This window comes from Rathayibacter sp. AY1B6 (genome assembly GCF_002932755.1).
Classification (GTDB): Bacteria; Actinomycetota; Actinomycetes; order Actinomycetales; family Microbacteriaceae; genus Rathayibacter.
Genome location: NZ_PSWL01000025.1, coordinates 21,099 through 41,238 on the forward strand (window position 1 = coordinate 21,099; position 20,140 = coordinate 41,238).

Genomic DNA, 20,140 nt, shown 5'->3' on the forward strand with positions numbered 1-20,140 from the left:
CGGAGAGCGGCCGAGCGTGTTGAATGGTCGCACCGGCGTCGCGAGGAGGACCGTCATGACACTCGTCAGCACCGAGGAGTCGCTCGCGAGCCAGACCTACCGCGCGCTGCGCCGGGAGATCATCCTCGGCCACTACCCGCAGGGGTCTCGGCTCGTCGAGGCCTCGCTGGCCACCGAGCTGCACGTGTCGCGACTACCGGTGCGCGAAGCCGTGCCGCAGCTCGCGAACGAGGGCTTCGTGCGGATGCTGCCCCGCCGCTCCACCCGGGTCGCCCAGTGGAGTGTGGAGGACGTCGTCGAGCTCTTCGACGTCCGGCTCAGCCTCGAGACGCTCGCCGCGCGACTGGCCGCGCAGGCCGTCGCCGCCGGGGCGTCGCTGCAGCCGCTGCTCGAGGCGATCGACGCCGAGCACCGCGCCCTCGACAGCGAGGACTGGCTGGAGGTCGCCGAGACCTCGACCGTCGTGCACGAGGCGATCGTCGAGGTCGCCGGCAGCGCGCTGCTCACCTCGCTGATGCGCGCCGTCACCGGCCGGATGACCTGGCTGTTCTATCTCACCAGCGCCCGCGACCAGCGCCAGCAGTCCGACGAGCACCACGGCCTGCTCGACGCGATCCGCTCGGGCAACGACCGCCTCGCCGAGTCGATCGCTTTCACCCACATCGAGAAGGGCCGGGCGCCGTCGCTCGCGATGATCGCTGGACGGCAGCGACCGATGTGAGGAGGCGCTCCAGCGACCGGTGAACGATTCCCGGACGGAACGCCGGAGGCGATGCGGATGAGGCGAAGCGCGCGATCGCTCGGTAGCGCGCTCGCCACGCTCACGGAATGGTCGGCCTCTCTCCGTGGCACCGGCGAGCCGACGCTCGCTTCGATCGCGACCCTGCGCGGAGCGACGGCCGCTCTCTTCTTCGGGCTGGTCGAGCCCAGAGACGTGATGGCTCTGGCGGCGGGGTAGGTGTCGTCATCTGGATCGTCGTTGCCGCTGTCGGTGGGTACGTCGCTCCGCGGAGGCTCTCGGTCGGCCTGTCCTCGTCGCGTGGCTTCCAGCTGTGGTGAGCGCCCTCTCGTGATCCACGGCGAGAGGGGACGGGACATCAACGAGATGAGGCACGGCGTCGGCTCAGCGCCCAGACGAGCGCGCCCGCGAGGAGCACCGCGCAGGTCAGCCCGGCGACGTGCAGGACGAGCGACGGCACTCCGTTCTCGGGGAGCAGGAACCCGTAGGGCACCCATCCGTCGGTCGCTCCGCGGACGAGCACGACGACGACCCAGACGATCGGGTAGGGCAGGACCACCCACAGCCGGCGCCACGAGAGCGGTCCGTGATCGTTGACGACGATCCAGTCGAGGAGGACGAGCGCGGGGAGCACCACGTGCAGGACGGCGCTGACCCAGGGCGGGGCCGTCCCAGTACCGGGGACGAGGGTGTTGTAGATCACGGCGACGACGATCAGGTAGGCCGTCGCCGCGCCGCGGACGTAGCTCAGCCACACCGGCGTCGGACGGCGGGCGAGCGCGACCGATCCCGCGACGATCAGCACCGCGCTCGCGAGGAGGCTGGTCTGGTTCGTGAAGTAGCCGAAGTAGTCGAACGGATTCGGGTCGCCGGCCGCGATGCTCAGCGCGTAGGTGTGGAGGATCACCGCGATCGCGGCTGCGCCGACGGCGATGCGAGCAGCGCCCACGAGTGGGCGGGTCGATGCCGGGGAATTCATCAGGTCAGCCTAGGAGCCGTCGGGCTTCCTGATGACCGGCGACAGACACTCCCCTTTCGGAACGGCGCTGAGCATTTCAGGCGGAGACGCGACCACGAGGAAAGCGGTGACGTCGCTTAGCCTGAGCCGGTGGGGACGTTCTCGAAGGTGCGCAGCACGGTCGCGGTCGCGGCATGCCTGCTAGTCGTGACGGGATGCACGGCGCAGCCTGCACCATCGACTCCGCCTCCGGCGACGAACACGGACGACGGCTTCACCTCCCCGCTGACCGGCGATCTAGGCGTAGCGACGTTCACCGGGAGCGACGGGACAACCGGCGCCGTCCAGTTGAGCGCGGCGGACGGCCGGCTGGCCCTGGCATCCGACGAGCTCGTCATCCCCGCCGCGTCTTCCGGTTCCGCAGCGGTCATGGGGGCGCTCGATCCGATCGACGCGGATACCACCTGTTTCGACGTCGATTTCCCGATGCGTCTCGCGGACGCGGAGTCCGGGAAGCCCTATAAGGCGTGGCGGAACCTCGCAGAGTTCCGCGGCGACCCGACAGCGATCGATCAACTCGTTCTCACGACACGACCGCAGGACGACCCCGACTGCTCGACCAGAATCCTCGCCATCGCTGACGTCCAGTGGAACGTGCAGCCGCAGCGCAGCACCCTCGTCGCCCGGGACGCCGGCCCGCGTGCAGCAGCGCGTGGCGAGGTGTCATCCACGGACGGAAAGCCGACGTCGTACGCGGTCGCTCGCAACGACCTCGCAGAGGACGTCGCGGCACGATTCGACATGACGGCCGACGACCTGTTCTACCTCAACCCGTTCCGGTTCCCCTCGGACGAGATCCTCCGCGTCGGTGAGGACCTGAATCTCACCGTTGCCGCCCGATGACCGCGAGCCACTCGGTCGCCCTCGACGGAGGAGCGTGATGCTCGCCGTATCGGCCACGGCGCTCTTCCTGCCCCAGCTGCGGATACTGTCGCGGCCCGTCATCAGCTAGGGGAACCCGTGTTACTCGTGCTCCTCGCCGGCGCTCCCGCCGTGATCGGAATCCTGTGGCTCGTCACCCTCTCAGGCGACGGGTCCCAAGAAAAGGTGCGACGGGACACCTGCATCGGAGCCCTTGTCGTCAGCGTGCTGTTCATCGTCGGAGCCGTCGCCTACTGGTTCGTGCCGGTGGAGACGAGCAACGATGCTCAGGGGTCGTTCGGCGGTTCCGCCTTCGCCGTCGCCGCGCTGATCGTCAGCGGCATCATCGGCCTCATCCTCTGGCTCACGATGCCAAGAGGGACAAGGGTGGAGCGCGACTGACGCCCGGTCGCTGCTCGGACGACGATCCGATCGGGAGGAGTTCACGCCACCGGCCCCGCAGAGAACCGTCGACAGGGCGATGAGAATCGCGCCCTGCGTAGGCTGAGCGACAGATCGACGGACGGAGCAGCAGGAACCATGACAGACACGAACGCGATCGGCCGGCTATCGGCCACGGTCGCTGTGAGCGGGCTCGTTCTCGCCCTGGCCGGCTGCACGGCACCCCTCGATGGAACCTCCGTCACCAGCCCTTCGATGACGTCCACCGCTTCCAGCCTCCCAACGGGCAGCCCTACGGACGGCTCCGATACAACGGGCTCTCCCGCCGCACAGTCACTTCTGGAGCAGCTGCCCATCCGCACCTCGCTCGAGAGCGTGTCCAACGATGCGAGCGGTGATCTCCTGATCGAGGAGCGAGAGGACGGGACGGTGTGGCTGTCCCTCAGCGGGCTGAGCCTGACCGGAGCAGTGGAGCCGCGAGTCCTTCTCGCAAGCGCTCCACTCGAAGACAATGACGGCGAGTTGAGGTTCCCTGCGGACGCCGGAAGCGAGGTCGGCTCGCTGACAGCGGATGCCGACCAGGAATTGCAGATCATCGATCCCGACACGATCGGCAGTATCGAGAGCGTCCTGATCCTGGGTGTCGGTGATCCCGGCACCCGCCAGCTCGCAGCCGCTCGACTGTCGCCCTCCAGCACGGAACAGTGACGCCGCAGCGCCGCGAACGGAAGGCACCGCCAGGTACCGGCACCGGCCTCCGCGTGGAAAGCACGCTCGCCGCGCTCCCCTACGAGCTGTCCCGCGACATGAGCAGCTCCCGCAAGAACGAGCAGCACCCATTCGACCCGCCCCTTCGGCCGGCGGGGCACGGGGGAACGCCGGGTGCCTGATCCCCGCGCAGTCATTCTGGTGCCCTTGGCCATCGTCTGGTTCTTCGTGACCTACTGGCCGATCGTCTCCGTGGTGTTCGTCGTCCTCTTCGTCATCGTCGGGTTCGTGGTCCTCATGCGCCGTGAGGCGCGACGTGACGAAGGCTAGGATCTGCGCGACACGCTCCCGAAGGTCGCTGCGCTGGAATTTCGTATCCGTCGGCGTGGTGCAGTCCGCGCCGCACAGCCGTGGCCCTCACGCCACTCGTCCTCGCCCTCGTCGGCGTCGCGGTCGGCCTCGCCGTTGCGCCAGACGTCCCCGCGGGCTGGGTCGTCCTCGGGGTGACAGCGGCTGTCGTGGGATCGGCGATCCTCGGGTCCGCCGTCTTCCTCTTCGTCGACCGGAAGCGGCAGCCGCCCTCGCCTGTCGATCACGAGGAGAGCTAGACGGCATGATCGGCACATGGCCCGGAGATCGACTCAAGTCCTCATCGGAGGATTCGCTGTTCTGCTGGCGCTGGGCGCAGCAGGATCCGCCCTCGCCCTCGCGAACGCTACTGCGGAGCCGTACTACCCGAAAGAGGGTCTGAACGAGGAGTACGCCGAGACGCTGGTGCGGGACCTGACGACGGACGATCCGCAGACCGCGGTCATGGCTCACTTCCCAGCATCGAACCCGAACTCCGTCGCGGAGCTCGTCGCCGAGTGCTCCCCGGTCGCACAAGCTCAAGCCCAACCGACCGTCTACTCCGACGTCGTCCCGGTCAACGCGAGGGTGATCCTCGATGCACCCGGGCTCGCGCGCTGCGACATGTACCTCTCCTGGTCCGAGAGCCACGGCGAAGCGTGGTCAGTTCACCTCACGGACCCGCCGCCGCAGGACCCGCTTGCGACACCGATCCGCACACCGGAGACCTAGCCGCCCACCGTGAGGCGCCACTGTCGCGCTGTCCCGGTGGGATGATCGGCGCATGGCGCCGATTCTGAGGGAAGTGCATCTCTGGCCGCACACGGGTCACCCGGATGTCCGATGGTCTCCACCGCGCCCCCCGGACGAATCGGGCTGGCCCCTGCTCGAGATGGACGCCATTCTTCGAGGGTCGAGGAAGATCTCCGAACCGCTCGGAGAACGCCTGGCGGAGCAGCGCATAGAGATGCCGCGGGCGAGCATCCGACTTCTCCCAGGAGGAGCATCCGCGAGTACCGATCTCGAGGTCGAGATCTCTCGCATCGTGATCGACGGTGAGAACTCGGTCCACTTCGCGGTACCGGCGGGATTCCACAACCTCGATGTGCGGGCGCGGGACGAACTGGTGCTGACGATGTGGACGGAGACGCTGCGAAGGCTGGTGAGCAACCAGGGCGGCGATCCGGCCGCGGTGAGTCGAGCGACTGACGCTCTGAAAGGAATCGACTACGAGGAACCGCGTCGCGGGCCCTGGAAGCAGAACCCGGCTCGATCGCATCGCATGCGGCTGATCGGCGTACTCAAGGACGACGGCTACTTCCGTCTCCGTGTCGAAGTCGAGCACCTGGACGGAGGTCGGCCGCCGGTGCTGTCCGAGCCGATAGTCGGCGACTCCACCTTCTGGTCGTTCGATCGCGCTGCACGAGACCTGCGGTGGACGTCGAGCTCCTCCGTTGAAGGCGTATCGATTCCCGGCATCCTGCTCGGCGACCGAGGACGGTTCACCCTCGACGTCGCCACCGGTGCGGTCCACCAGAGCAGAGGGTTCACGACGGCGCTGCCGATCGAGTCGACCGGTCCCGCCGTCGGGGCGGGCTTCCGTTTCATCGAGCAGCCCGCTGACGACGTCTACGTCGGGTGGGGAGGAGGAGGCCCGGTGAACGATGTTCCCGCGGAATATCTCGCCGAGGTCGACCGGCTTGCTGACCGGCTCTGCTCACCCGAGTGGAAACGGTGGTGGCGCCTAGTCGGCGTGGACCACGTGAGTGGGTACGTCAACTACGAGCCACCGCGCGAGACGCCGATCGTCCGACTCGTGAACACAACACTGACAATGATCGTCAGGCGTTCTGTCGCAAAGATTCCTACCGGACCGAAAGCAGAACAGCTAGCTCGGCAAGACCTAGAAGCCGCGCTCACCCGTCTGGCCGCACGCCAGAACGTCGAGCTTCCTCCGCTCTGAACCAGACGCGAGTCATGCGCATACACCTCCACCTCAGAGGCCGAGCACAGCTGGGCGCTGCACACCCACAGCTACTGGAGACGTCGACCGGGACCGCCGCGTCTCGTGACCGATCAACCATCCCCGTACTGAACGCCGATCCATCATCTTCTCGTTCCTCTACCGTGCGGTGATCACCGCACCGCGCATCCCGAGCGCCTGGAGGTCGACCCCCGTCGAGGAGGCCGTCGCCTCTCCGGTATCGCCGTCGTAGACGACGGTGTAGACGTCCCACTTGTTAGCCGGAAACCCGTAGGGCGCGTCGTTCACGACAGGGGCGTGGACGCTCAGAGCCCACATCAGCGCCTCCGGTGAGATTCGAGTGTCGCCGCCGAGTCCCGGGGCGCAGGAGGACAGCTCCGCATACGTCGCCCGCACCGCGTAGATCGGGTACTGCTTCTTCTCCTCCGCGCTGAGCGTCGAGAGGCGACTTCCGGCGCCGTCGGCCAGGTCGAGCGCCGGGTTCGTCAGCTGCTGGACGTCGATCATCGGCCCGTAGGCGGTGTCATCAGTCGGGGGGCACGTCGGGGCCTCCGTCAGGAGTGACGACGGCTGGGGGTCCCGAGTCGAGGCCGGTGCCGCCTGCGTCTCAGTCGAGGTGGGCGTCGTACTCGCGGTTGCGTCGATGGTGACGGGGCCGGAGCGGATGCGCAGCGTGGTCGTGGTCTGCGTGAGGCTCACGTCCTCGGCGCCCAGCACGTCCACCAGCCACTGCTCGCCGTCAGTGCAGGCGACGAACGTCGTCGCAGGGCCTGCGGTGACGACCCAGACGGAAGGCTGCAGGCCGGCCGCTTGCAGATCGTAGGTGAGCCCGTTGCAGGGCTCGTTCACGCTGAGCTTCGATCGGCCGTCGATGCTGACGATGTGGAAACCGACCGGATGATCGAGCACCCATCCGCCTGATCCTTGATCACCGATGACCGCGGTGCTCTCGTAGGTGAGATTCGTCACGTCTTCGGCTCGCAGCTGCTCACCCGGGACCTGCGATGACGGCGGTGCGCCGGACACGGTGGCGCTCGTCGCGCATCCGCCGAGAAGGAGCGCCCCGGAGAGGCAGAGGATGCTGATGGGAAGGGGTCTCGCACGTCTGGTGATCACTGGTCGACTCCGTCCTGGTTCATGGGCAGGTCGGTGCAGTCGACCGGGGTGCTCATCCCCGTGAATATCCGGATCCCCCCGCCCTCCTGACACACCTGGGTTCCGGCGAGGGAGAACAGTGCAGCGTCCGTCCCGTCTGTGATGCCGTCGGTACCCGACCCCAGGAGTGCAGCGCATGCCGCGGCGAGTGACTCGATGGGCTCTTCTGCCGTCGTTCGGATCTCGCCCGACAGTGCGACGCCCTGCCCGTCCTGTTCCCAGCAGGTGACGGGCGCCGCGACCGGAGTGCCGCGGTCCGTCGTCACCGCAGTGACGACTGTCGCGCTGAGGACCGCGCCCGCGATGCCGGCGAGCGTCACCGCCGCGGCCTGGCCGAAACGTCGGCGGCGGCGGATCCGTTGCGCGAGGCGTGCGCTGATGCGCTCGAGCTGCTCATCGCTCAGGTCACGACTGTCCATGGTCCTCTGTCCGTTCCGTCAGGGTTCTCGTCAGGGAGGCCCTCACGCGCGAGAGCCGGTTGCGGACCGTCCCGTGGGACAGGCCGAGGGAGGCGGCGGCATCGCTGTAGCTGAGGTCGTCCTCGATGCACGCCGTCCAGATCGCGCGGTCGGTCGCACTCATCTGCTCGACCAGACGCCGCACGTCGAGCAGCCGGTCGCTCGTCTCCGCGTCGACGCCGCGAGAAGCGGTGTCGTCGGAGAGGGGCTGGTGGCGCCGGCGCTGCTCGCGGCGGTTGGTCGAGGAGCTGAGATTCCGCGCCGTCACCAGAAGCCACGGCAGCACCGACTCCCCCGCGATGCGCACGCTCGAGCGGCGCTTCCAGAGCAGGAGGAAGCTCTCCTGAACGACGTCCTCCGCCTGGCCGGCGTCCACGAGGAAGCTCCTCGCAGCCCGATGGACCGCGCGGCCGTGCATCCTGAAGAGAGCGTCCAACCCCGAAGGGTCACCGCCGCGCAGACGATCCACCAGCGTCGCCTCAGCAGCACCGACCATCCGACATCACCCCCTCAGTAGTGAATGCCCTCAGAGCACGGATTCGTCTCAGGCGTCACGGACGAACATCACCAGTCCCGCACTGCGCCTGTGAAGGATGCCCATAGGGGATGTCTCACTCACGCGAGGAGATGATGCAAGGAGCGCCCGGGTCCAGGTCGCTTCGGGCCGGTACGGTGACCGCGTGGACGACGACGACGAACGTCAGAACCTTGAGACACGGACCGAGATCGTCAGCGCCTTCATCAGAGCTGTCGAGAACCCCGAGAAGCTGTTCCGGGTGTGCGCGACCGTGTCGGGAGGTCGCGACGACGAGAGGGCAGCCGTCGCCGCAGAGTTCGAGGTCAGCGACGTGGTGGCCGACGCGATCCTCGACCTGCAGGTGAGGCGCTTCACGCCGAGGTCGATCGAGCAGATGCGGAACGAGCTGGCCGACTACGACCGTCGACTGGCCGAACTCGACCGCCCGTAGGACGATCCCGACACGGGACGCGTACAACGTTCTCGGGTTCGCGAGACTGGACCGGTGTCGACGCAGAAGAAGATCCGTGACGTCCTGCTCTCAGCGTGGGCGGGGGACGAGGCCGTTCGGATCTGGCGCGGCTCGAAGAGGGACGAGACGATCGAAGGGTTCGTCGTCGGAGTCGGTCGCACGTGGGCGCTCGTCACACCGATCACGACCGGAGGCTTCTTCGACGGCTATGCCGCGATCCTCCTGACCGACATCACTCGCGCCCGTCCCTACGACACGTGGGAGCACCGCTTCTCTCGAACACAGCCCGAGTGGCCGCCGAGGCCGCCGGCAGGCAGGCCGACGATCGATCTCGACAGCACCTCGGGCATGCTGGCGACCTTCCTCCGACCGGGTGTCGGGCTCTCCCTCGAACGCAGGAAACCTCGGGGCCCGCTCTGGGTGGGCGTGCCGAACGAGCTCACCCGGAGATGGTTCTACCTCTGGGAAGTCGACCCGAAGGCCGTCTGGCTCCCCGCGCCGCTGGGCTACAGACCTCGAACCATCACACTGGTCAAGACCGGCGACCGCTACCTCCGCGGACTGACCGTCGTCGCGGACCCTCCTCCGTCCGAGGACCTCCCCCACCACTGGACCGCCCGTTCGACAGCCGGGAGACGGCAGCAGTGAGGCGCGGCCCGCTCAGCCGTCCTGCCCGAGTCGGGCCGCCGGGGAAAGGATCGGTCGCCGAGACATCGAGAACCGGACGAGATCCGAGAGCCGACGCGGACTACGGGAGCTGTGGGGGCGCGACAGTTCGAGGAATCCACCGAGGGCACCTTCGAGGTAGACGATGCGCGTGCCGGCTCGGGCGCCACCGGTCATCCGGTGAGGTGTCCCGACCGGTCTCCAGCCGTGTCCAGCGCAGAGCTCGAGCACACGATCGAGGTCTGAGACCGTCAGCGCGATGTGCACCGTGCCGACCTGTGCGGGCGAGCCGGCGGACTCGAGCGGTCGAGGCGGGTCGTACTGCAGCAGCTCCACCCGGTGGGGGCCGAGGGTCACCGTCGCTGCGCGGAACGTCTCGCGGGCGAGCGTCTTCAACCGGGTCGAGCAGCTCACCGCCTCCGGGGTCATCACCGGGTTCTCGGCCCTGGTCGATCCCGGCAAGGTGGGGCTCGACGTCTGCGCCCTGGTGTTCGTGACGGTGCACCCGCAGTCGTGGCACCGGTTCCGCGAGGGCATCCTCCAGATGCCCGATGTCGAGTACTGCTGCATCACGACCGGCGAGCACGACGCGATGCTCCTGGTCCGCTCGCTCGACATCGGCGGCGTGCACGACTTCGTCACCGGCGTGGTCGCGGCCCGGCCCGAGGTGAAGTCGGTGGTCTCGGTCGTCGTGCTCGACGAGGTGGTGCGCAAGGCCTACCTGCTGCCCTCCGACATCCCCGACCGCTCCGGATCGACGAACCGGCTCGGCATGACGCGGTTCACCACCGCGGGGAACGGCCGCGACGCGGCGCGCTGAGCGTCAGACCTCGACGCAGATGCTGACGTGGTCGTCGCCGTCGATCTCGAACTGACCGACGTCGCTCGGATCGAGCCGAAGGCCCTCCGGCGTGGAGCGGGCGACTCCACGGACAGGACGTCGTCCGGTGTCTGCGAGGCGTCCGGACCTCCCCGGCCGCCTCGATGCTCCAGCGATTCGTCCGCGATCGGATTCTTTCGCGTACTCTCAAAACCCGTACGGGGAATGAATCGGGGCTCATTCGCAGCCGATTCGTATTCAGCATCTTGGGGGCGCAATGGATCCGCAGCAATCGGTGAAGAGTGATCGCGCCCTGTGCGCCCACGCGAGGAGCGACGGATGACGGGCTCAAGCACGGCAGGCGCCGTGGTGAAGCGCCCCGAGTCGCGAGAGTGGATCGATTTCGCCAAGGGCGTCGCGATCAGCCTCGTCGTGCTCTACCACTCGTCGCTGTTCCTGGGATTCTTCGACCTCGCGGGGTACGTCCCGAAGCTCCGCACCGTGCTGCTCTACTTCCCCATGCCCGTGTTCTTCTTCATCGCGGGCCTCACGGCCGCCCGGATGCTGACGTGGACGTTCGCCGAACTGTGGCGCCGCCGGGTGCTCGCGCTGGTGTACCTCTACCTGCTGTGGTCGTTCATCCGGGTCGCCTTCTACCTCGTCGTCCCGTTCTCACGGTCGGAGGCGACCTCGCCGACGGACCCGCTCAACGTGCTGGTGCTCCCCATCCTGCCGTCGAGCAGCTACTGGTTCATCTGGGCTCTCGCGATCTTCAGCATCCTCGCCTGGCTGATCCGCAAGGTGCCCCGGTGGATCCAGCTCTCCGTGGCCGGACTGCTCGCCGTCGCGGCGACGACCACCGGCCTGCTGGACACCGACAACATCGGCTGGGACCGGGTCCTCCAGAACTTCCTCTTCTTCCTCGTGGCGATGTTCATCCCCCGCACGTTCTACCGCTTCGCCGCTCGCGTGAAGCTCTGGCAGGCGCTCGCGCTCGCGGTGTCCTACCTCGGCATCATCGCGGTGATCGTCGTTTTCGACGCGAACCGCATTCCGGGCGTCATCCTGATAGCCAGTTCGGTCGCGATCATCGCGGGCATCGCCGGCTCCCAGTACCTCGTCAAGGTCCGCGCACTGAAGATCTTCGTCACCATGGGGCAGCAGAGCTTCCAGATCTATCTCCTGCACCTCTTCGTGATCGCTGTCGTCGTCGCGTTCGTCCCCCTGCTCGGCGAGACGAATGTCCCACCCCTCCCGGCGACGGTCTTCCCGGTCGCCCTGACGGTGTTCTCCCTCTGGGCGTCGCTGTTCCTCTTCCAGTCGCTGCGCCGCTTCTCCTGGTTGTGGGTGAGCCCGTTCAGCACCGGCAAGTCCCAGAAGAAGCGCCTCGCCGCCAAGACTGCGAGATCAGCCGGGGTCCAGCCCACCGCGGTCGAGTCCGCAGCTCCTCTCACCTCGGCCGACGAGCCCGCTGACGCAGGGAGTGCGGGCAGACCCGAGAAGGACTGACCGGCGAGCACCTTCCGGGCGACTCCCCGGGCGGCCCTTCTGCAGGCCCGAGTCGTCTCGGGCGCTGGTGAGTCCGCGTCAGACCGGGCCGGCCCGCGCTGCTCGGTCTCGGGCGAGCCGAGGGAGCAGTCGGACGAGGACGACCATGCCGACGAGTTCCACGAGAGTCTGCGTGACGACGACGACCGGCGCGAGCGCGAGCGGCGCCGGGAGCGCGAGTGCGAGGGGCAGCACGACGAGCGAGTTGCGGGTCGCGCCGCTGAACACGAGGGCGCGCGTCGCGGGCACGTCGAGTCGGAAGACGCGTCCAGCACCCAGCCCCAGAGCGGTCATGACCACGAGGAATCCGGCGTAGAGCGGCACGAGGACGAGAAGCCGGCCGGCCGAGGCGCCCACGGCGCCGGCCTGGGAGGCGACGACGGTGAAGAGCGTGGCCGTCATCAGCGGCACCATGAGCCCGAGCATCGTGGACTCGACGATCCGTCCGGCTCTGTGTCGGCGCGCCAGGGCCTGCACCAGACCGGCCGCGGACAACGGCACCACGATCAGCAGCAGGAACGCCCGCACGAACGGACCGGCGTCGACCACCGCCACCCCCGCAGGACCGATGACGAGCAGCAGATAGACGGGGAGGAGGAGGATCTGCGCGAGCATCAGCAGCGGTGCGGCGGCGAGCAGTCGGTCGGACGCTCCTCCGGCGAGGCCGGCGAACACGATCACGTAGTCGATGCACGGCGTCAGGAGCACCAGCAGGACCCCGAACAGCAGCACCGGAGTGTCGGCGACGAATCGGGACAGCCCGTAGGCGACGAGCGGCACGACGACGAAGTTCAGCACCCCGACCGCGGCGAGGAAGCGGCCGTCGCGCAGAGACCGTCCGATCGCGGCGAACGGGACCCCGAGGAACGTGGCGAACAGCAGCAGCGCGAGCACCGGTTCGATCGCGACATCGAGGTGGTGCGCGGCGGGCAGCAGCAGTCCGAGAGCGGCGCCGGCGGCGATCGCGGCGAGGTAGAGCGGGATCTGGCTGTGCTCGAGCCAGGCGACAAGCGCTCTCACGACAGCAGGCCGGCGAGAAGGAGGGGCACGGGTGCAACGGTAGAGGCTCGCCGCCCGGCTCACCGCCGTGGCCGAGACCACCCGCGAACTGCCGGCGCTGACCTGATCGCGCGTCGAGCGGAAGCACCGCCGCACAGTGAGTCCGCTGACGACCGCGACCTGGCGCGCCCGGGCGGATGATGGTCGGGTGAACCGCACCGATCGTCTCTACGGGCTCGTCGAGGAGCTGCGGGCGGTCTCGCCCCGGCCGCGGAGCGCGCGCCGTCTCGGCGAGCGGTTCGAGGTGTCGGTGCGGACCATCGAGCGGGACCTGTCCGCGCTGCAGCAGGCGGGTCTGCCGATCTGGGCGGAGCCCGGCCGCACGGGCGGCTACGTCATCGACGCGTCGGCGACCCTCGGTCCGGCCGGGTTCACGCTGGAGGAGGCCGTCGCCGTGCTGATCGGCCTCAGCGCGCTGCGGCGCAGTCCGTTCCGGCAGGCGGCCCGGACCGCCGCCCGGAAGACGCTCGCGGTCCTGCCCGACGACGTGGCCGCCCGCGCCGGCGCGGTCGCCTCCCGGGTGCACTTCCTCGAGAGCGAGGAGGAGGCGCCCGTCCCGGCGGAGTTCGCGACGGCCCTCCGAGCGGATCGTGTCGTCCGGCTCCGCTACCGCGACAGCAGCGGTGCGGAGTCGGTCCGCGACGTCGAACCGCTGGGCTCGATCGGGAAGGAGGAGCACTGGTACCTGATCGCGTGGTGCCGGCTGCGCGAGGGGGTCCGGGCGTTCCGCGGCGACCGGATGCTGTCGGTCGAGGTGACCGACGAGCGGCCTCCGCAGCGCACCCTCCGAGCCGAGGACCTCGCGCTCCAGTACGGACGACTGCGGTCCGTCGTCGACGACTGACCCGCTCCGGGGACGCCGACGACCGCCGCGGACCTCGCGGAGACGAGGACGATCTGCGGAAACACCGACAGGACGGTGTCGCGACGACCGGCGAGCCTGGTGCCTCCACCTCGTCCCCGCCCCTGAAGGAGCCCCATGCCGTTCACCTCCCTCCGCCTCGTCACCGACGACCTCGACGGCCTCGTCGCCTTCTACGAGCAGGTCATCGGCCGTCCGGCCGAGCGCCCGGCGCCGGTCTTCGCGCAGTTCACCGGAGCGGGCGCGACCCTCGCGATCGCCCACACCACGACCGTCGGGATGCTCGACGGCGCCGTCGTCCCCGCGTCGAACCGCTCCGCGCTGCTCGAGTTCGAGGTGCCCGACGTCGACCGCGCCTTCGCCGAGCTCGCACCCCGGAGCGAGGACGTGGTGCTCCCGCCGAGCACCATGCCGTGGGGCAACCGCTCCGCCCTCGTCCGCGACCCGGACGGGAACGTCGTCAACCTGTTCAGCAGGCCCGCAGGCTGACCGGTCGCGTTCCGTCGGCCGCGCCCGCTGGGCCCTGCCCGAGTGGCGGCCCGACGACCGGAGTGGGTCGCGACGCGTTTCAGAGAGCCGTTCCCCGCCGGGACGGCGTCATGACGCGCTGCCGGGCGCTGCGAGCTCGCCCGTGAGGTACTGCGCTCGACCGAAGCCGAAGGACCAGTCCGCCGCGGTGTTCTCGACGAAGCCGACGACGAGGTCGGCGCCGTCGACGCCGATCTCCTCCAGCGCGGCGGCGAGTGCGGCGAAGAACGTCTGCTTCTCGTCCGTGGTGCGTCCGGTCTGAGTGAAGATCTGGATGACCACGACCTGCTCGGACCTCTCGATGCCGAGACCGACGTCGAGGGCGGTGAGCCGGCCGGGCTTGTGCTCGGTGACGATCTGGAAGCGGTCGCGCTCCGGGAGGCCGTAGACCTCGACGAGGGTGCGCATCAGCGCGTCGCCGAGTGCGGTGATCTGCTGGTCGGAGCGGCCCTCGATCAGGTCGATGCGGATGAGCGGCATGGTGATTCCTTCGGGTCCGGGGAGGTCGTCGCACCGTAGCGTGCGGCCTGCGCCGACCTCTGCCCCTCCCCTGCGTCTCCTCTCAGCCGGGCGGCGTCGGAAGGATCGGGCAGCCTCTCCTTGCTGGCGCGTCAGCGGGGCTGGTGCTTGCATGGCCCTCATGTCGACCCCGTCCGCGCCTCCGCCCTCCTCGCCCCGCGCGGAACCTCACGACGGTGCGATCTCGGGGCGGCTGAACTGGTTGCGGGCGGGCGTGCTCGGCGCGAACGACGGAATCGTCTCGGTCGCCGCTCTCGTCGTGGGCGTCGCCGGCGCCACGACCGCCACGGCACCGATCCTGACGGCGGGCGTCGCAGGGGTCGTCGGCGGTGCGATCTCGATGGCGCTGGGCGAGTACGTGTCGGTGAGCAGCCAGAGCGACAGTCAGCGTGCACTGATCGAGAAGGAGCGCGTCGAGCTGGCAGAGGATCCCGCCGGGGAGCTCGAGGAGCTCGCCTCTCTCTACCAGGCGCGGGGCCTGACCCCGGAGACCGCGCATCGGGTCGCCCGCGAGCTGAGCGAGAACGACGCTCTGACCGCGCATCTGGACGTGGAACTGGGCCTGAGCGAGGAGGCGGTCGCCAGTCCGCTCGCCGCCGCCGGCGCCTCGGCACTGTCGTTCCTCCTCGGCGCCGCGCTGCCGCTGCTGGCGATCCTGCTTCCTTCGCCGGAACAGAGGGTTCCGGTGACCTTCGCTGTGGTGCTGATCGCCCTCGCCGCGACGGGGTTCATCAGCGCCCGGGTCGGCGGCAGCCGGGCTCTGCGGCCGATGATCCGCATCGTCGTCGGCGGCGCTCTGGCGCTCGCTGCCACGTTCCTGATCGGGTCGCTGCTCGGCACGTCCGGCGCGATCTGATGCCCCGGATCCTCCTCGTCGAGGACGACCCGCAGATGGGTGCCCTCGTCGAGCGGGGGCTGCAGGAGGACGGCTACGACGTGCATCTGGTCGACAACGGTGTCGATGCGCTGATCGCCTTCACGGCGGGAGACGTCGACGTCGCCGTCGTCGACGTCATGCTGCCGGGGATGACCGGGTTCGAGGTCTGCCGTCGGCTGCGCGAATCGGGCAGCACCGTCCCGGTGGTGCTGATCACGGCGCGGGACGCCGTCGAGGACCGGATCTTCGGGCTGGACTCGGGCGCCGACGACTACGTCACGAAGCCGTTCCACTTCGGCGAATTGAGCGCGCGGATCCGCGCGCAGATCCGCCGCCGGACCAGCGGCCCACAGCCTGTGGTGCAGATCGGAGCGCTGCGCCTGGACGCCTTGGCGGTGCGGGCGACCGTCCGCGACCGCCCTTTCGCGCTGAGCGTGAAGGAGTTCACCCTGCTGCGCTTCTTCGCCCTGCGGCCGGACGAGGTGCTGACCCGGACGGGGATCCTCACCGAGGTGTGGGGGTCGTCGGAGACGTTCGAGCCGACTCTCGTGGACCAGTACGTCAGCTACCTCCGCAAGAAGCTCGCGCTCGCCGATACGGGCCTTCGGATCACGACGGTCCGCGGCGCGGGGTACCGGCTGGAGCGCGCCGAGTGAGGCTGCTGCGCTCCCTCTCGATCCGCTCCCGGATCACTCTCGGCAGCCTCCTCGTCGCGCTGATCGGGGTCGGTGCGACCACCCTCGTACTGCACGCGCAGTTCCGCAGCATCGTCGTCGCCTCCGAGGTGACCCTCGCCGAGGGCGACCTCGCCCCGTACCTCGCCGATCTGCGATCGGAGCCGACCGAGACCCCTGACCCGCCGGCCGAGGGGATCCTGATCTTCGCGCGCGCTCCCGGCGGTGCGGTCCCCGTCGACACGATGCCGCACGACGTCCACGAGGTCCTGGACCGCAGCAGCGGCAACGACGGCGCCTCGACGGTCGTCACCGACGAGGACGTGCGGTTCACCGTCGTCTCGCGGACCCTCGACACCGGCGCGGGCACGTGGGAGCTCTGGGCGGCGCGCAGCGGCGCCGGCAGCGACCTCACCGTCGCGGCCCTCGACCGGACGCTGCTCGTCAGCGCCGCAGCCCTCGTGATCCTGTCCGCTCTCGCCGCATGGCTGCTCACCGGCGTCGCCCTGCGTCCGGTCGAGCGGATGCGCCGCACCGCCGCCTCGCTCGGCGATCGTGACGGAGGCGAGCTCCCCGTCGGCTCGGCGACTGATGAGCTGTCGGACCTGGCGGAGACGCTGAACGCCTTCCTCGCCCGGACGCGGGACACGGCGGATCGGGAACGGCAGATGGTGTCCGCGGCCAGCCACGAGATCCGCACGCCACTGGCCGTCGTCATCACCCAGCTCGAACTCGCGCACCGGCACTTCGGCGACGCTGACGCCCTCGAGACGGAGATCCGCGCCGCCGAGGGGTCCCTCGCTCGCCTGTCCCGGCTGGCGACGAACCTCCTGGAGCTCTCCCGCCTGGACGTCGCCCCGCCGGTCGCGGCGCGCGCGACGGCGCGCGAGCTGGAGACCGAGCTGATGGACTCCGTCGACCGGCTGAGGACGATCGCCGGAGGCGCCGGCCCCGAGATCGAGCTCGACACCGCGATCGAGCGGGCCGATGCGCCCTACCCGCTCTCGGCGAGCGCGTTCTCGCGGATCCTCGACAATCTCGGCGCGAACGCGATCGCTGCGACGCCGCCGGGAGGACTCATCACCCTCCGTCTGCGCCAGCACGACTCCGGCCTCGAGCTGCACGTCGAGGACACCGGGCACGGCGTGCCGGAGGAGTTCGTGCCGCACGCCTTCGAGCGCTTCTCCCGGCCCGACGAGGCGCGCACCAGCCGCGACGGCGGCAGCGGGCTCGGGCTCGCCCTCGTGGCGGCGCTCGTCGACATCGCGGACGGCTCGGTCGCCCTCGAGAACCGCAGCTCCGGCGGAGTCGCGGTGACGATGGTGCTGCCCGAGCGGTGACAGCCGGGCCCTCGACGACCGATCGCAGGAGGTCACCGGCTCCGACGACTGATCGCTCCGGCGAGCGAGCGCACGCACTGACTCCGCCCGGTCGGCGCCTCGCAGCTCGGCGGTGAAGCGGGGAGTGGGCTCCGAGGACGGGCGAGCGATCGTTCGAGGGCTCACACGAACGCGTCGATCCGGCGGAGCGCGCGGGACAGGCGCGTAGCGTCACGAGGACAGCACCCCTCGACCGAAGGCGCCCCCGATGAACGACTGGCAGATCAACGGCCTCCCTCTCCACCCGCTCCTCGTGCACGCCGTCGTGGTCCTGCTCCCCCTCGCCGCACTGATGCTCGTCCTCGGCAGCGTCTGGCCCGCCGCCCGCCGCAGGTTCGGGATCTTCACCCCGATCATCGCCCTGGCCGCGCTGATCGCCGTCCCGCTCACCACGCAGGCCGGCGAAGCCCTCGAACGCCGGACGGAGCCGTCCGCGATCCTCGAGCTGCACACGGAGCTCGGCGATCACCTGCTCCCCTGGGCCGCCGGCCTGTTCCTCATCGCCCTGGTGCAGTGGCTCTGGTTCCGCCGCACGCGACGGAGCGATGACCACTCCACCACCCGCCGCCCTGTCGTCGGGATCGTGCTTGCCGTCGCAGCGATCGCCGTCTCCGTCGGAGCCACCATCGACGTCGTCCGCATCGGCGACTCCGGGGCGCAGGCCGTCTGGTCCGACTCCACCACCGGCACCGACCAGGCACCCGCGCCCAGCGGCGACAGCGACGACTGAGTCCCCGACGGATCAGCGCTCATGCCCCTGCGACGGAGGACGCGCCTCCTCCAGCCCGCCCCGCCCGCTGGATGCGCGCCCGCACCAGCCGCTGCAGCAGCGCGGGGTAGAGCTGAACGGCGATCGTCGACCCGAGCAGCCAGGCCGTGCCGCCCGTCGCGCCCGTGGCCGTCGCGGCGAGGGCGAGCGCGAGCCCGACGGCCGTGCACGCGAGATGCACCGCCTCGGAGCGGCGGGTGTGCTGATCGAGTGCGGCCAGTCCCGCGCGCGTGCCGTCGAAGCCGCGCTCGCGGGTGACGAGGCGGTTCCACCCGACGACGTCGAGCAGCCGGCCGAAGACGCCGACCCCGAGCGCCCGCAGCACCGTCGGCTCGCGGCGCCCCACGTCGAACCAGGACTGCTCGAGCGGACGCGTGCGCCCGCCGAAGGTCAGGGCCGCCCAGCTGGTGAGGACCATCTGCGCGACCGCGGCGAAGATCGGGCGCGAGGGTCCGATCGCGTGCCAGGCGGCGGCGAGGAGGGCTGCCGCGACGGCGGTGAGGACGAGGCTCCGGACCACTCCCCCTCCCTCCTGCCCGTGCTGCGGTGTCGGACCCGACCACCGGCGCACGCCTCCCATGATGACCGCTGCCGGGCAGTCGCCGTCAGGCCGGTACCGAGAGGGTCGCCGTGAAGACCGGCCCCCGGCGGGCCGGGTGAACGACGTCGAGACGGTGACGGTCCCGCCTGCCCGGGCGAGGATCGCCCGGGTGATCGCGAGGCCCAGACCGGCACCGCCGTCGTCACGGGCTCACGCCGGGCTGGGTCGACCCGCGCCTCACCAGGACCGTAGGCAGGGTGATGGCAGCCGGGCGCTCCCCCTCGATCGCCTGCAGGAGGAGGCGGACCATCTCCGCGCTGATCCGCTCGAAGGGCTGCCGCATGGTCGTCAGCGGCGGGTCCGTCGTGAGGGCGACGGCCGAATCGTCGAATCCGCCGACGGCGACGTCCTCCGGCACACGCTTGCCGAGCCGGGCGAGTGCGTCGATAGCGCCTGCTGCCATGCGGTCGTTGGCGGCGAAGACGGCGTCGATGTCGGGATGCGCGGCGAGAAGCGCCTCCATCGCAGTGGCCCCACCGGCCCGTCCGTAGTCGCCGAACTCCACCGCCTCCGCACCGCCCACCTCCGCGCGGTAGCCCGCGAGCCGCGCGATCCCTCCCGTAGTGTCGGGCGGTCCGGCGATCGTGGCGATGCGCGAGCGTCCGAGGCTCCGCAGATGAGCGACCATCTCCCGCGCTCCCTCCTCGTCGTCGGCGGCGACGTAGCCCATGCGCTTCTCGTAGCCGACCGGCACGCCGCAGGCGATGGCCGGCACTGAGGATCTCTGGATGTCCGTGAGCAGCCGTGCGCCGACGTGGGCGGAGATGAGCAGGACCCCGTCGACGTGGCCCGCGTCGATGTAGGCGAGGGCTCGCCTCTGCTCGTGCTCCGTCCCCGCGAGGATGAGGACGAGGGCGACGTCGTGCTCCGCGAGTGCGGCTGAGGCGCCTCGGAGCAGAGTGGCGAAGTTCGGATCCTCGAAGAGCGAGCGCGCGTCCTCCGTGAGGAGGAAGGCCACCGTGTCGGTGCGGCTGCGGGACAGGCTCCGGGCGTGGGGATTGGCGCGGTAGCCGGTCCTCGTGATCGCCGCCTCCACTCGCGCGTGCGCTTCGGGGCTGACCCATCTTCCGCCGTTCAGCACGCGCGAGACCGTCCCGCGCGAGACACCGGCCTCGACAGCGACGTCCTGAATCGTGGGGCGTGAGGGCGTCCCGCCTCTTCCGCGCGAAGGCATCC

The 20,140-nt window shown here is 69.8% G+C and carries 27 protein-coding genes; 18 read left to right on the plus strand and 9 right to left on the minus strand.

Features of this window, described 5'->3' with window-relative positions; all coding sequences use genetic code 11:
* The first annotated feature begins 55 nt into the window (after nucleotides 1-55).
* Nucleotides 56-721, plus strand: coding sequence for a GntR family transcriptional regulator (locus C5D08_RS13135; protein WP_104277414.1), 666 nt, complete (start codon nucleotides 56-58; stop codon nucleotides 719-721).
* 376 nt (nucleotides 722-1,097) lie between these two features.
* Here C5D08_RS13135 and C5D08_RS13145 read toward each other — a convergent pair whose 3' ends face one another.
* A complete protein-coding gene (locus C5D08_RS13145; RefSeq protein ID WP_104277416.1) occupies nucleotides 1,098-1,718 on the minus strand; it encodes a Pr6Pr family membrane protein in 621 nt (206 codons plus the stop codon).
* Nucleotides 1,719-1,847: 129 nt separating this feature from the next.
* On the opposite strand from C5D08_RS13145, the gene C5D08_RS13150 reads away from it, so the two are divergent.
* The 7 genes from C5D08_RS13150 (at nucleotide 1,848) to C5D08_RS13175 (ending at nucleotide 6,039) form a co-directional block, all read left to right on the plus strand.
* Nucleotides 1,848-2,600, plus strand: coding sequence for a hypothetical protein (locus C5D08_RS13150; RefSeq protein WP_104277417.1), 753 nt, complete (start codon nucleotides 1,848-1,850; stop codon nucleotides 2,598-2,600).
* Between the two features lie 117 nt (nucleotides 2,601-2,717).
* Nucleotides 2,718-3,020, plus strand: coding sequence for a hypothetical protein (locus C5D08_RS13155; protein ID WP_104277418.1), 303 nt, complete (start codon nucleotides 2,718-2,720; stop codon nucleotides 3,018-3,020).
* Between the two features lie 138 nt (nucleotides 3,021-3,158).
* Nucleotides 3,159-3,728, plus strand: coding sequence for a hypothetical protein (locus C5D08_RS13160; RefSeq protein ID WP_104277419.1), 570 nt, complete (start codon nucleotides 3,159-3,161; stop codon nucleotides 3,726-3,728).
* 207 nt (nucleotides 3,729-3,935) lie between these two features.
* The gene (locus C5D08_RS17395) at nucleotides 3,936-4,058 is read left to right on the plus strand and encodes a hypothetical protein (protein ID WP_258067408.1); all 123 of its coding nucleotides are present in this window, start codon (nucleotides 3,936-3,938) and stop codon (nucleotides 4,056-4,058) included.
* Nucleotides 4,059-4,138: 80 nt separating this feature from the next.
* Complete coding sequence (locus C5D08_RS13165; protein ID WP_104277420.1) at nucleotides 4,139-4,336, plus strand: hypothetical protein; 198 nt, start codon at nucleotides 4,139-4,141, stop codon at nucleotides 4,334-4,336.
* Between the two features lie 16 nt (nucleotides 4,337-4,352).
* Entirely contained in the window at nucleotides 4,353-4,808 is a 456-nt protein-coding gene (locus C5D08_RS13170; RefSeq protein ID WP_104277421.1) for a hypothetical protein, read from the plus strand.
* 52 nt (nucleotides 4,809-4,860) lie between these two features.
* Entirely contained in the window at nucleotides 4,861-6,039 is a 1,179-nt protein-coding gene (locus C5D08_RS13175; protein WP_146086099.1) for a hypothetical protein, read from the plus strand.
* A gap of 159 nt (nucleotides 6,040-6,198) precedes the next feature.
* Here C5D08_RS13175 and C5D08_RS13180 read toward each other — a convergent pair whose 3' ends face one another.
* The 3 genes from C5D08_RS13180 to C5D08_RS13190 all read right to left on the minus strand — a co-directional run bounded on the left by C5D08_RS13180 (nucleotide 6,199) and on the right by C5D08_RS13190 (nucleotide 8,169).
* Nucleotides 6,199-7,029: a hypothetical protein gene (locus C5D08_RS13180; RefSeq protein ID WP_146086098.1), complete on the minus strand. Its 831-nt coding sequence runs from the start codon at nucleotides 7,027-7,029 to the stop codon at nucleotides 6,199-6,201.
* A 143-nt stretch (nucleotides 7,030-7,172) separates the two neighbouring features.
* A complete protein-coding gene (locus C5D08_RS13185; protein WP_146087937.1) occupies nucleotides 7,173-7,535 on the minus strand; it encodes a hypothetical protein in 363 nt (120 codons plus the stop codon).
* Nucleotides 7,536-7,620: 85 nt separating this feature from the next.
* On the minus strand, nucleotides 7,621-8,169 hold the full coding sequence (locus tag C5D08_RS13190; protein WP_104277425.1) for an RNA polymerase sigma factor: 549 nt from the start codon (nucleotides 8,167-8,169) through the stop codon (nucleotides 7,621-7,623).
* Between the two features lie 184 nt (nucleotides 8,170-8,353).
* Between C5D08_RS13190 and C5D08_RS13195 the strand changes: the two genes are divergently transcribed.
* Together C5D08_RS13195 and C5D08_RS13200 are read left to right on the plus strand one after the other, a co-directional pair.
* A complete protein-coding gene (locus C5D08_RS13195; protein WP_104277426.1) occupies nucleotides 8,354-8,641 on the plus strand; it encodes a hypothetical protein in 288 nt (95 codons plus the stop codon).
* A gap of 54 nt (nucleotides 8,642-8,695) precedes the next feature.
* Entirely contained in the window at nucleotides 8,696-9,310 is a 615-nt protein-coding gene (locus C5D08_RS13200) for a hypothetical protein (RefSeq protein ID WP_104277427.1), read from the plus strand.
* A gap of 12 nt (nucleotides 9,311-9,322) precedes the next feature.
* On the opposite strand, the gene C5D08_RS17540 is transcribed toward C5D08_RS13200, so the two are convergent.
* On the minus strand, nucleotides 9,323-9,685 hold the full coding sequence (locus C5D08_RS17540) for a VOC family protein (protein WP_374954147.1): 363 nt from the start codon (nucleotides 9,683-9,685) through the stop codon (nucleotides 9,323-9,325).
* Here C5D08_RS17540 and C5D08_RS13205 point away from each other — a divergent pair.
* Nucleotides 9,588-10,148: an Lrp/AsnC family transcriptional regulator gene (locus C5D08_RS13205; protein WP_104277428.1), complete on the plus strand. Its 561-nt coding sequence runs from the start codon at nucleotides 9,588-9,590 to the stop codon at nucleotides 10,146-10,148. The genes C5D08_RS17540 and C5D08_RS13205 overlap by 98 nt on opposite strands.
* Nucleotides 10,149-10,487: 339 nt before the next feature.
* Nucleotides 10,488-11,657 (plus strand): acyltransferase, encoded by a 1,170-nt coding sequence (locus C5D08_RS13210; RefSeq protein WP_104277429.1) that lies wholly within the window; start codon nucleotides 10,488-10,490, stop codon nucleotides 11,655-11,657.
* A gap of 78 nt (nucleotides 11,658-11,735) precedes the next feature.
* Here the strand turns inward: C5D08_RS13210 and C5D08_RS13215 are convergent, their stop codons facing one another.
* Nucleotides 11,736-12,716, minus strand: a complete 981-nt coding sequence (locus C5D08_RS13215; protein WP_104277430.1) for a bile acid:sodium symporter — start codon at nucleotides 12,714-12,716, stop codon at nucleotides 11,736-11,738.
* A gap of 187 nt (nucleotides 12,717-12,903) precedes the next feature.
* On the opposite strand from C5D08_RS13215, the gene C5D08_RS13220 reads away from it, so the two are divergent.
* Together C5D08_RS13220 and C5D08_RS13225 are read left to right on the plus strand one after the other, a co-directional pair.
* On the plus strand, nucleotides 12,904-13,599 hold the full coding sequence (locus tag C5D08_RS13220; protein WP_104277431.1) for a YafY family protein: 696 nt from the start codon (nucleotides 12,904-12,906) through the stop codon (nucleotides 13,597-13,599).
* A 135-nt stretch (nucleotides 13,600-13,734) separates the two neighbouring features.
* Entirely contained in the window at nucleotides 13,735-14,106 is a 372-nt protein-coding gene (locus C5D08_RS13225) for a VOC family protein (protein WP_104277432.1), read from the plus strand.
* Between the two features lie 108 nt (nucleotides 14,107-14,214).
* Here C5D08_RS13225 and C5D08_RS13230 read toward each other — a convergent pair whose 3' ends face one another.
* Complete coding sequence (locus C5D08_RS13230) at nucleotides 14,215-14,625, minus strand: tautomerase family protein (RefSeq protein ID WP_104223271.1); 411 nt, start codon at nucleotides 14,623-14,625, stop codon at nucleotides 14,215-14,217.
* Between the two features lie 160 nt (nucleotides 14,626-14,785).
* Here C5D08_RS13230 and C5D08_RS13235 point away from each other — a divergent pair, with 160 nt between their 5' ends.
* The 4 genes from C5D08_RS13235 (at nucleotide 14,786) to C5D08_RS13250 (ending at nucleotide 18,324) form a co-directional block, all read left to right on the plus strand.
* On the plus strand, nucleotides 14,786-15,520 hold the full coding sequence (locus C5D08_RS13235; protein ID WP_104277450.1) for a VIT1/CCC1 transporter family protein: 735 nt from the start codon (nucleotides 14,786-14,788) through the stop codon (nucleotides 15,518-15,520).
* Entirely contained in the window at nucleotides 15,520-16,197 is a 678-nt protein-coding gene (locus C5D08_RS13240) for a response regulator transcription factor (protein ID WP_104277433.1), read from the plus strand. Before C5D08_RS13235 ends, C5D08_RS13240 begins: the two co-directional genes overlap by 1 nt.
* Complete coding sequence (locus C5D08_RS13245) at nucleotides 16,194-17,555, plus strand: cell wall metabolism sensor histidine kinase WalK (RefSeq protein WP_104277434.1); 1,362 nt, start codon at nucleotides 16,194-16,196, stop codon at nucleotides 17,553-17,555. Before C5D08_RS13240 ends, C5D08_RS13245 begins: the two co-directional genes overlap by 4 nt.
* A 247-nt stretch (nucleotides 17,556-17,802) precedes the next feature.
* Nucleotides 17,803-18,324: a DUF2231 domain-containing protein gene (locus tag C5D08_RS13250; protein ID WP_104277435.1), complete on the plus strand. Its 522-nt coding sequence runs from the start codon at nucleotides 17,803-17,805 to the stop codon at nucleotides 18,322-18,324.
* Between the two features lie 19 nt (nucleotides 18,325-18,343).
* Here the strand turns inward: C5D08_RS13250 and C5D08_RS13255 are convergent, their stop codons facing one another.
* Entirely contained in the window at nucleotides 18,344-18,883 is a 540-nt protein-coding gene (locus C5D08_RS13255; protein ID WP_104277436.1) for a hypothetical protein, read from the minus strand.
* A 223-nt stretch (nucleotides 18,884-19,106) separates the two neighbouring features.
* Nucleotides 19,107-20,138 (minus strand): LacI family DNA-binding transcriptional regulator, encoded by a 1,032-nt coding sequence (locus C5D08_RS13260; protein WP_104277437.1) that lies wholly within the window; start codon nucleotides 20,136-20,138, stop codon nucleotides 19,107-19,109.
* Between the last annotated feature and the right edge of the window lie 2 nt (nucleotides 20,139-20,140).

What these genes read in the sequence shown, in the direction of transcription:
- C5D08_RS13175 (WP_146086099.1), top strand. Translation starts at nt 4,861, where the DNA reads ATGGCGCCGATTCTGAGGGAAGTGCATCTCTGGCCGCACACGGGTCAC.
- C5D08_RS13160 (WP_104277419.1), top strand. Translation starts at nt 3,159, where the DNA reads ATGACAGACACGAACGCGATCGGCCGGCTATCGGCCACGGTCGCTGTG.
- C5D08_RS13145 (WP_104277416.1), bottom strand. Translation starts at nt 1,718, where the DNA reads ATGAATTCCCCGGCATCGACCCGCCCACTCGTGGGCGCTGCTCGCATC.
- C5D08_RS13250 (WP_104277435.1), top strand. Translation starts at nt 17,803, where the DNA reads ATGAACGACTGGCAGATCAACGGCCTCCCTCTCCACCCGCTCCTCGTG.
- C5D08_RS13230 (WP_104223271.1), bottom strand. Translation starts at nt 14,625, where the DNA reads ATGCCGCTCATCCGCATCGACCTGATCGAGGGCCGCTCCGACCAGCAG.
- C5D08_RS13240 (WP_104277433.1), top strand. Translation starts at nt 15,520, where the DNA reads ATGCCCCGGATCCTCCTCGTCGAGGACGACCCGCAGATGGGTGCCCTC.
- C5D08_RS13205 (WP_104277428.1), top strand. Translation starts at nt 9,588, where the DNA reads ATGTGCACCGTGCCGACCTGTGCGGGCGAGCCGGCGGACTCGAGCGGT.
- C5D08_RS13135 (WP_104277414.1), top strand. Translation starts at nt 56, where the DNA reads ATGACACTCGTCAGCACCGAGGAGTCGCTCGCGAGCCAGACCTACCGC.
- C5D08_RS13210 (WP_104277429.1), top strand. Translation starts at nt 10,488, where the DNA reads ATGACGGGCTCAAGCACGGCAGGCGCCGTGGTGAAGCGCCCCGAGTCG.
- C5D08_RS13260 (WP_104277437.1), bottom strand. Translation starts at nt 20,138, where the DNA reads ATGCCTTCGCGCGGAAGAGGCGGGACGCCCTCACGCCCCACGATTCAG.
- C5D08_RS13170 (WP_104277421.1), top strand. Translation starts at nt 4,353, where the DNA reads ATGGCCCGGAGATCGACTCAAGTCCTCATCGGAGGATTCGCTGTTCTG.
- C5D08_RS13235 (WP_104277450.1), top strand. Translation starts at nt 14,786, where the DNA reads ATGTCGACCCCGTCCGCGCCTCCGCCCTCCTCGCCCCGCGCGGAACCT.
- C5D08_RS13190 (WP_104277425.1), bottom strand. Translation starts at nt 8,169, where the DNA reads ATGGTCGGTGCTGCTGAGGCGACGCTGGTGGATCGTCTGCGCGGCGGT.
- C5D08_RS13225 (WP_104277432.1), top strand. Translation starts at nt 13,735, where the DNA reads ATGCCGTTCACCTCCCTCCGCCTCGTCACCGACGACCTCGACGGCCTC.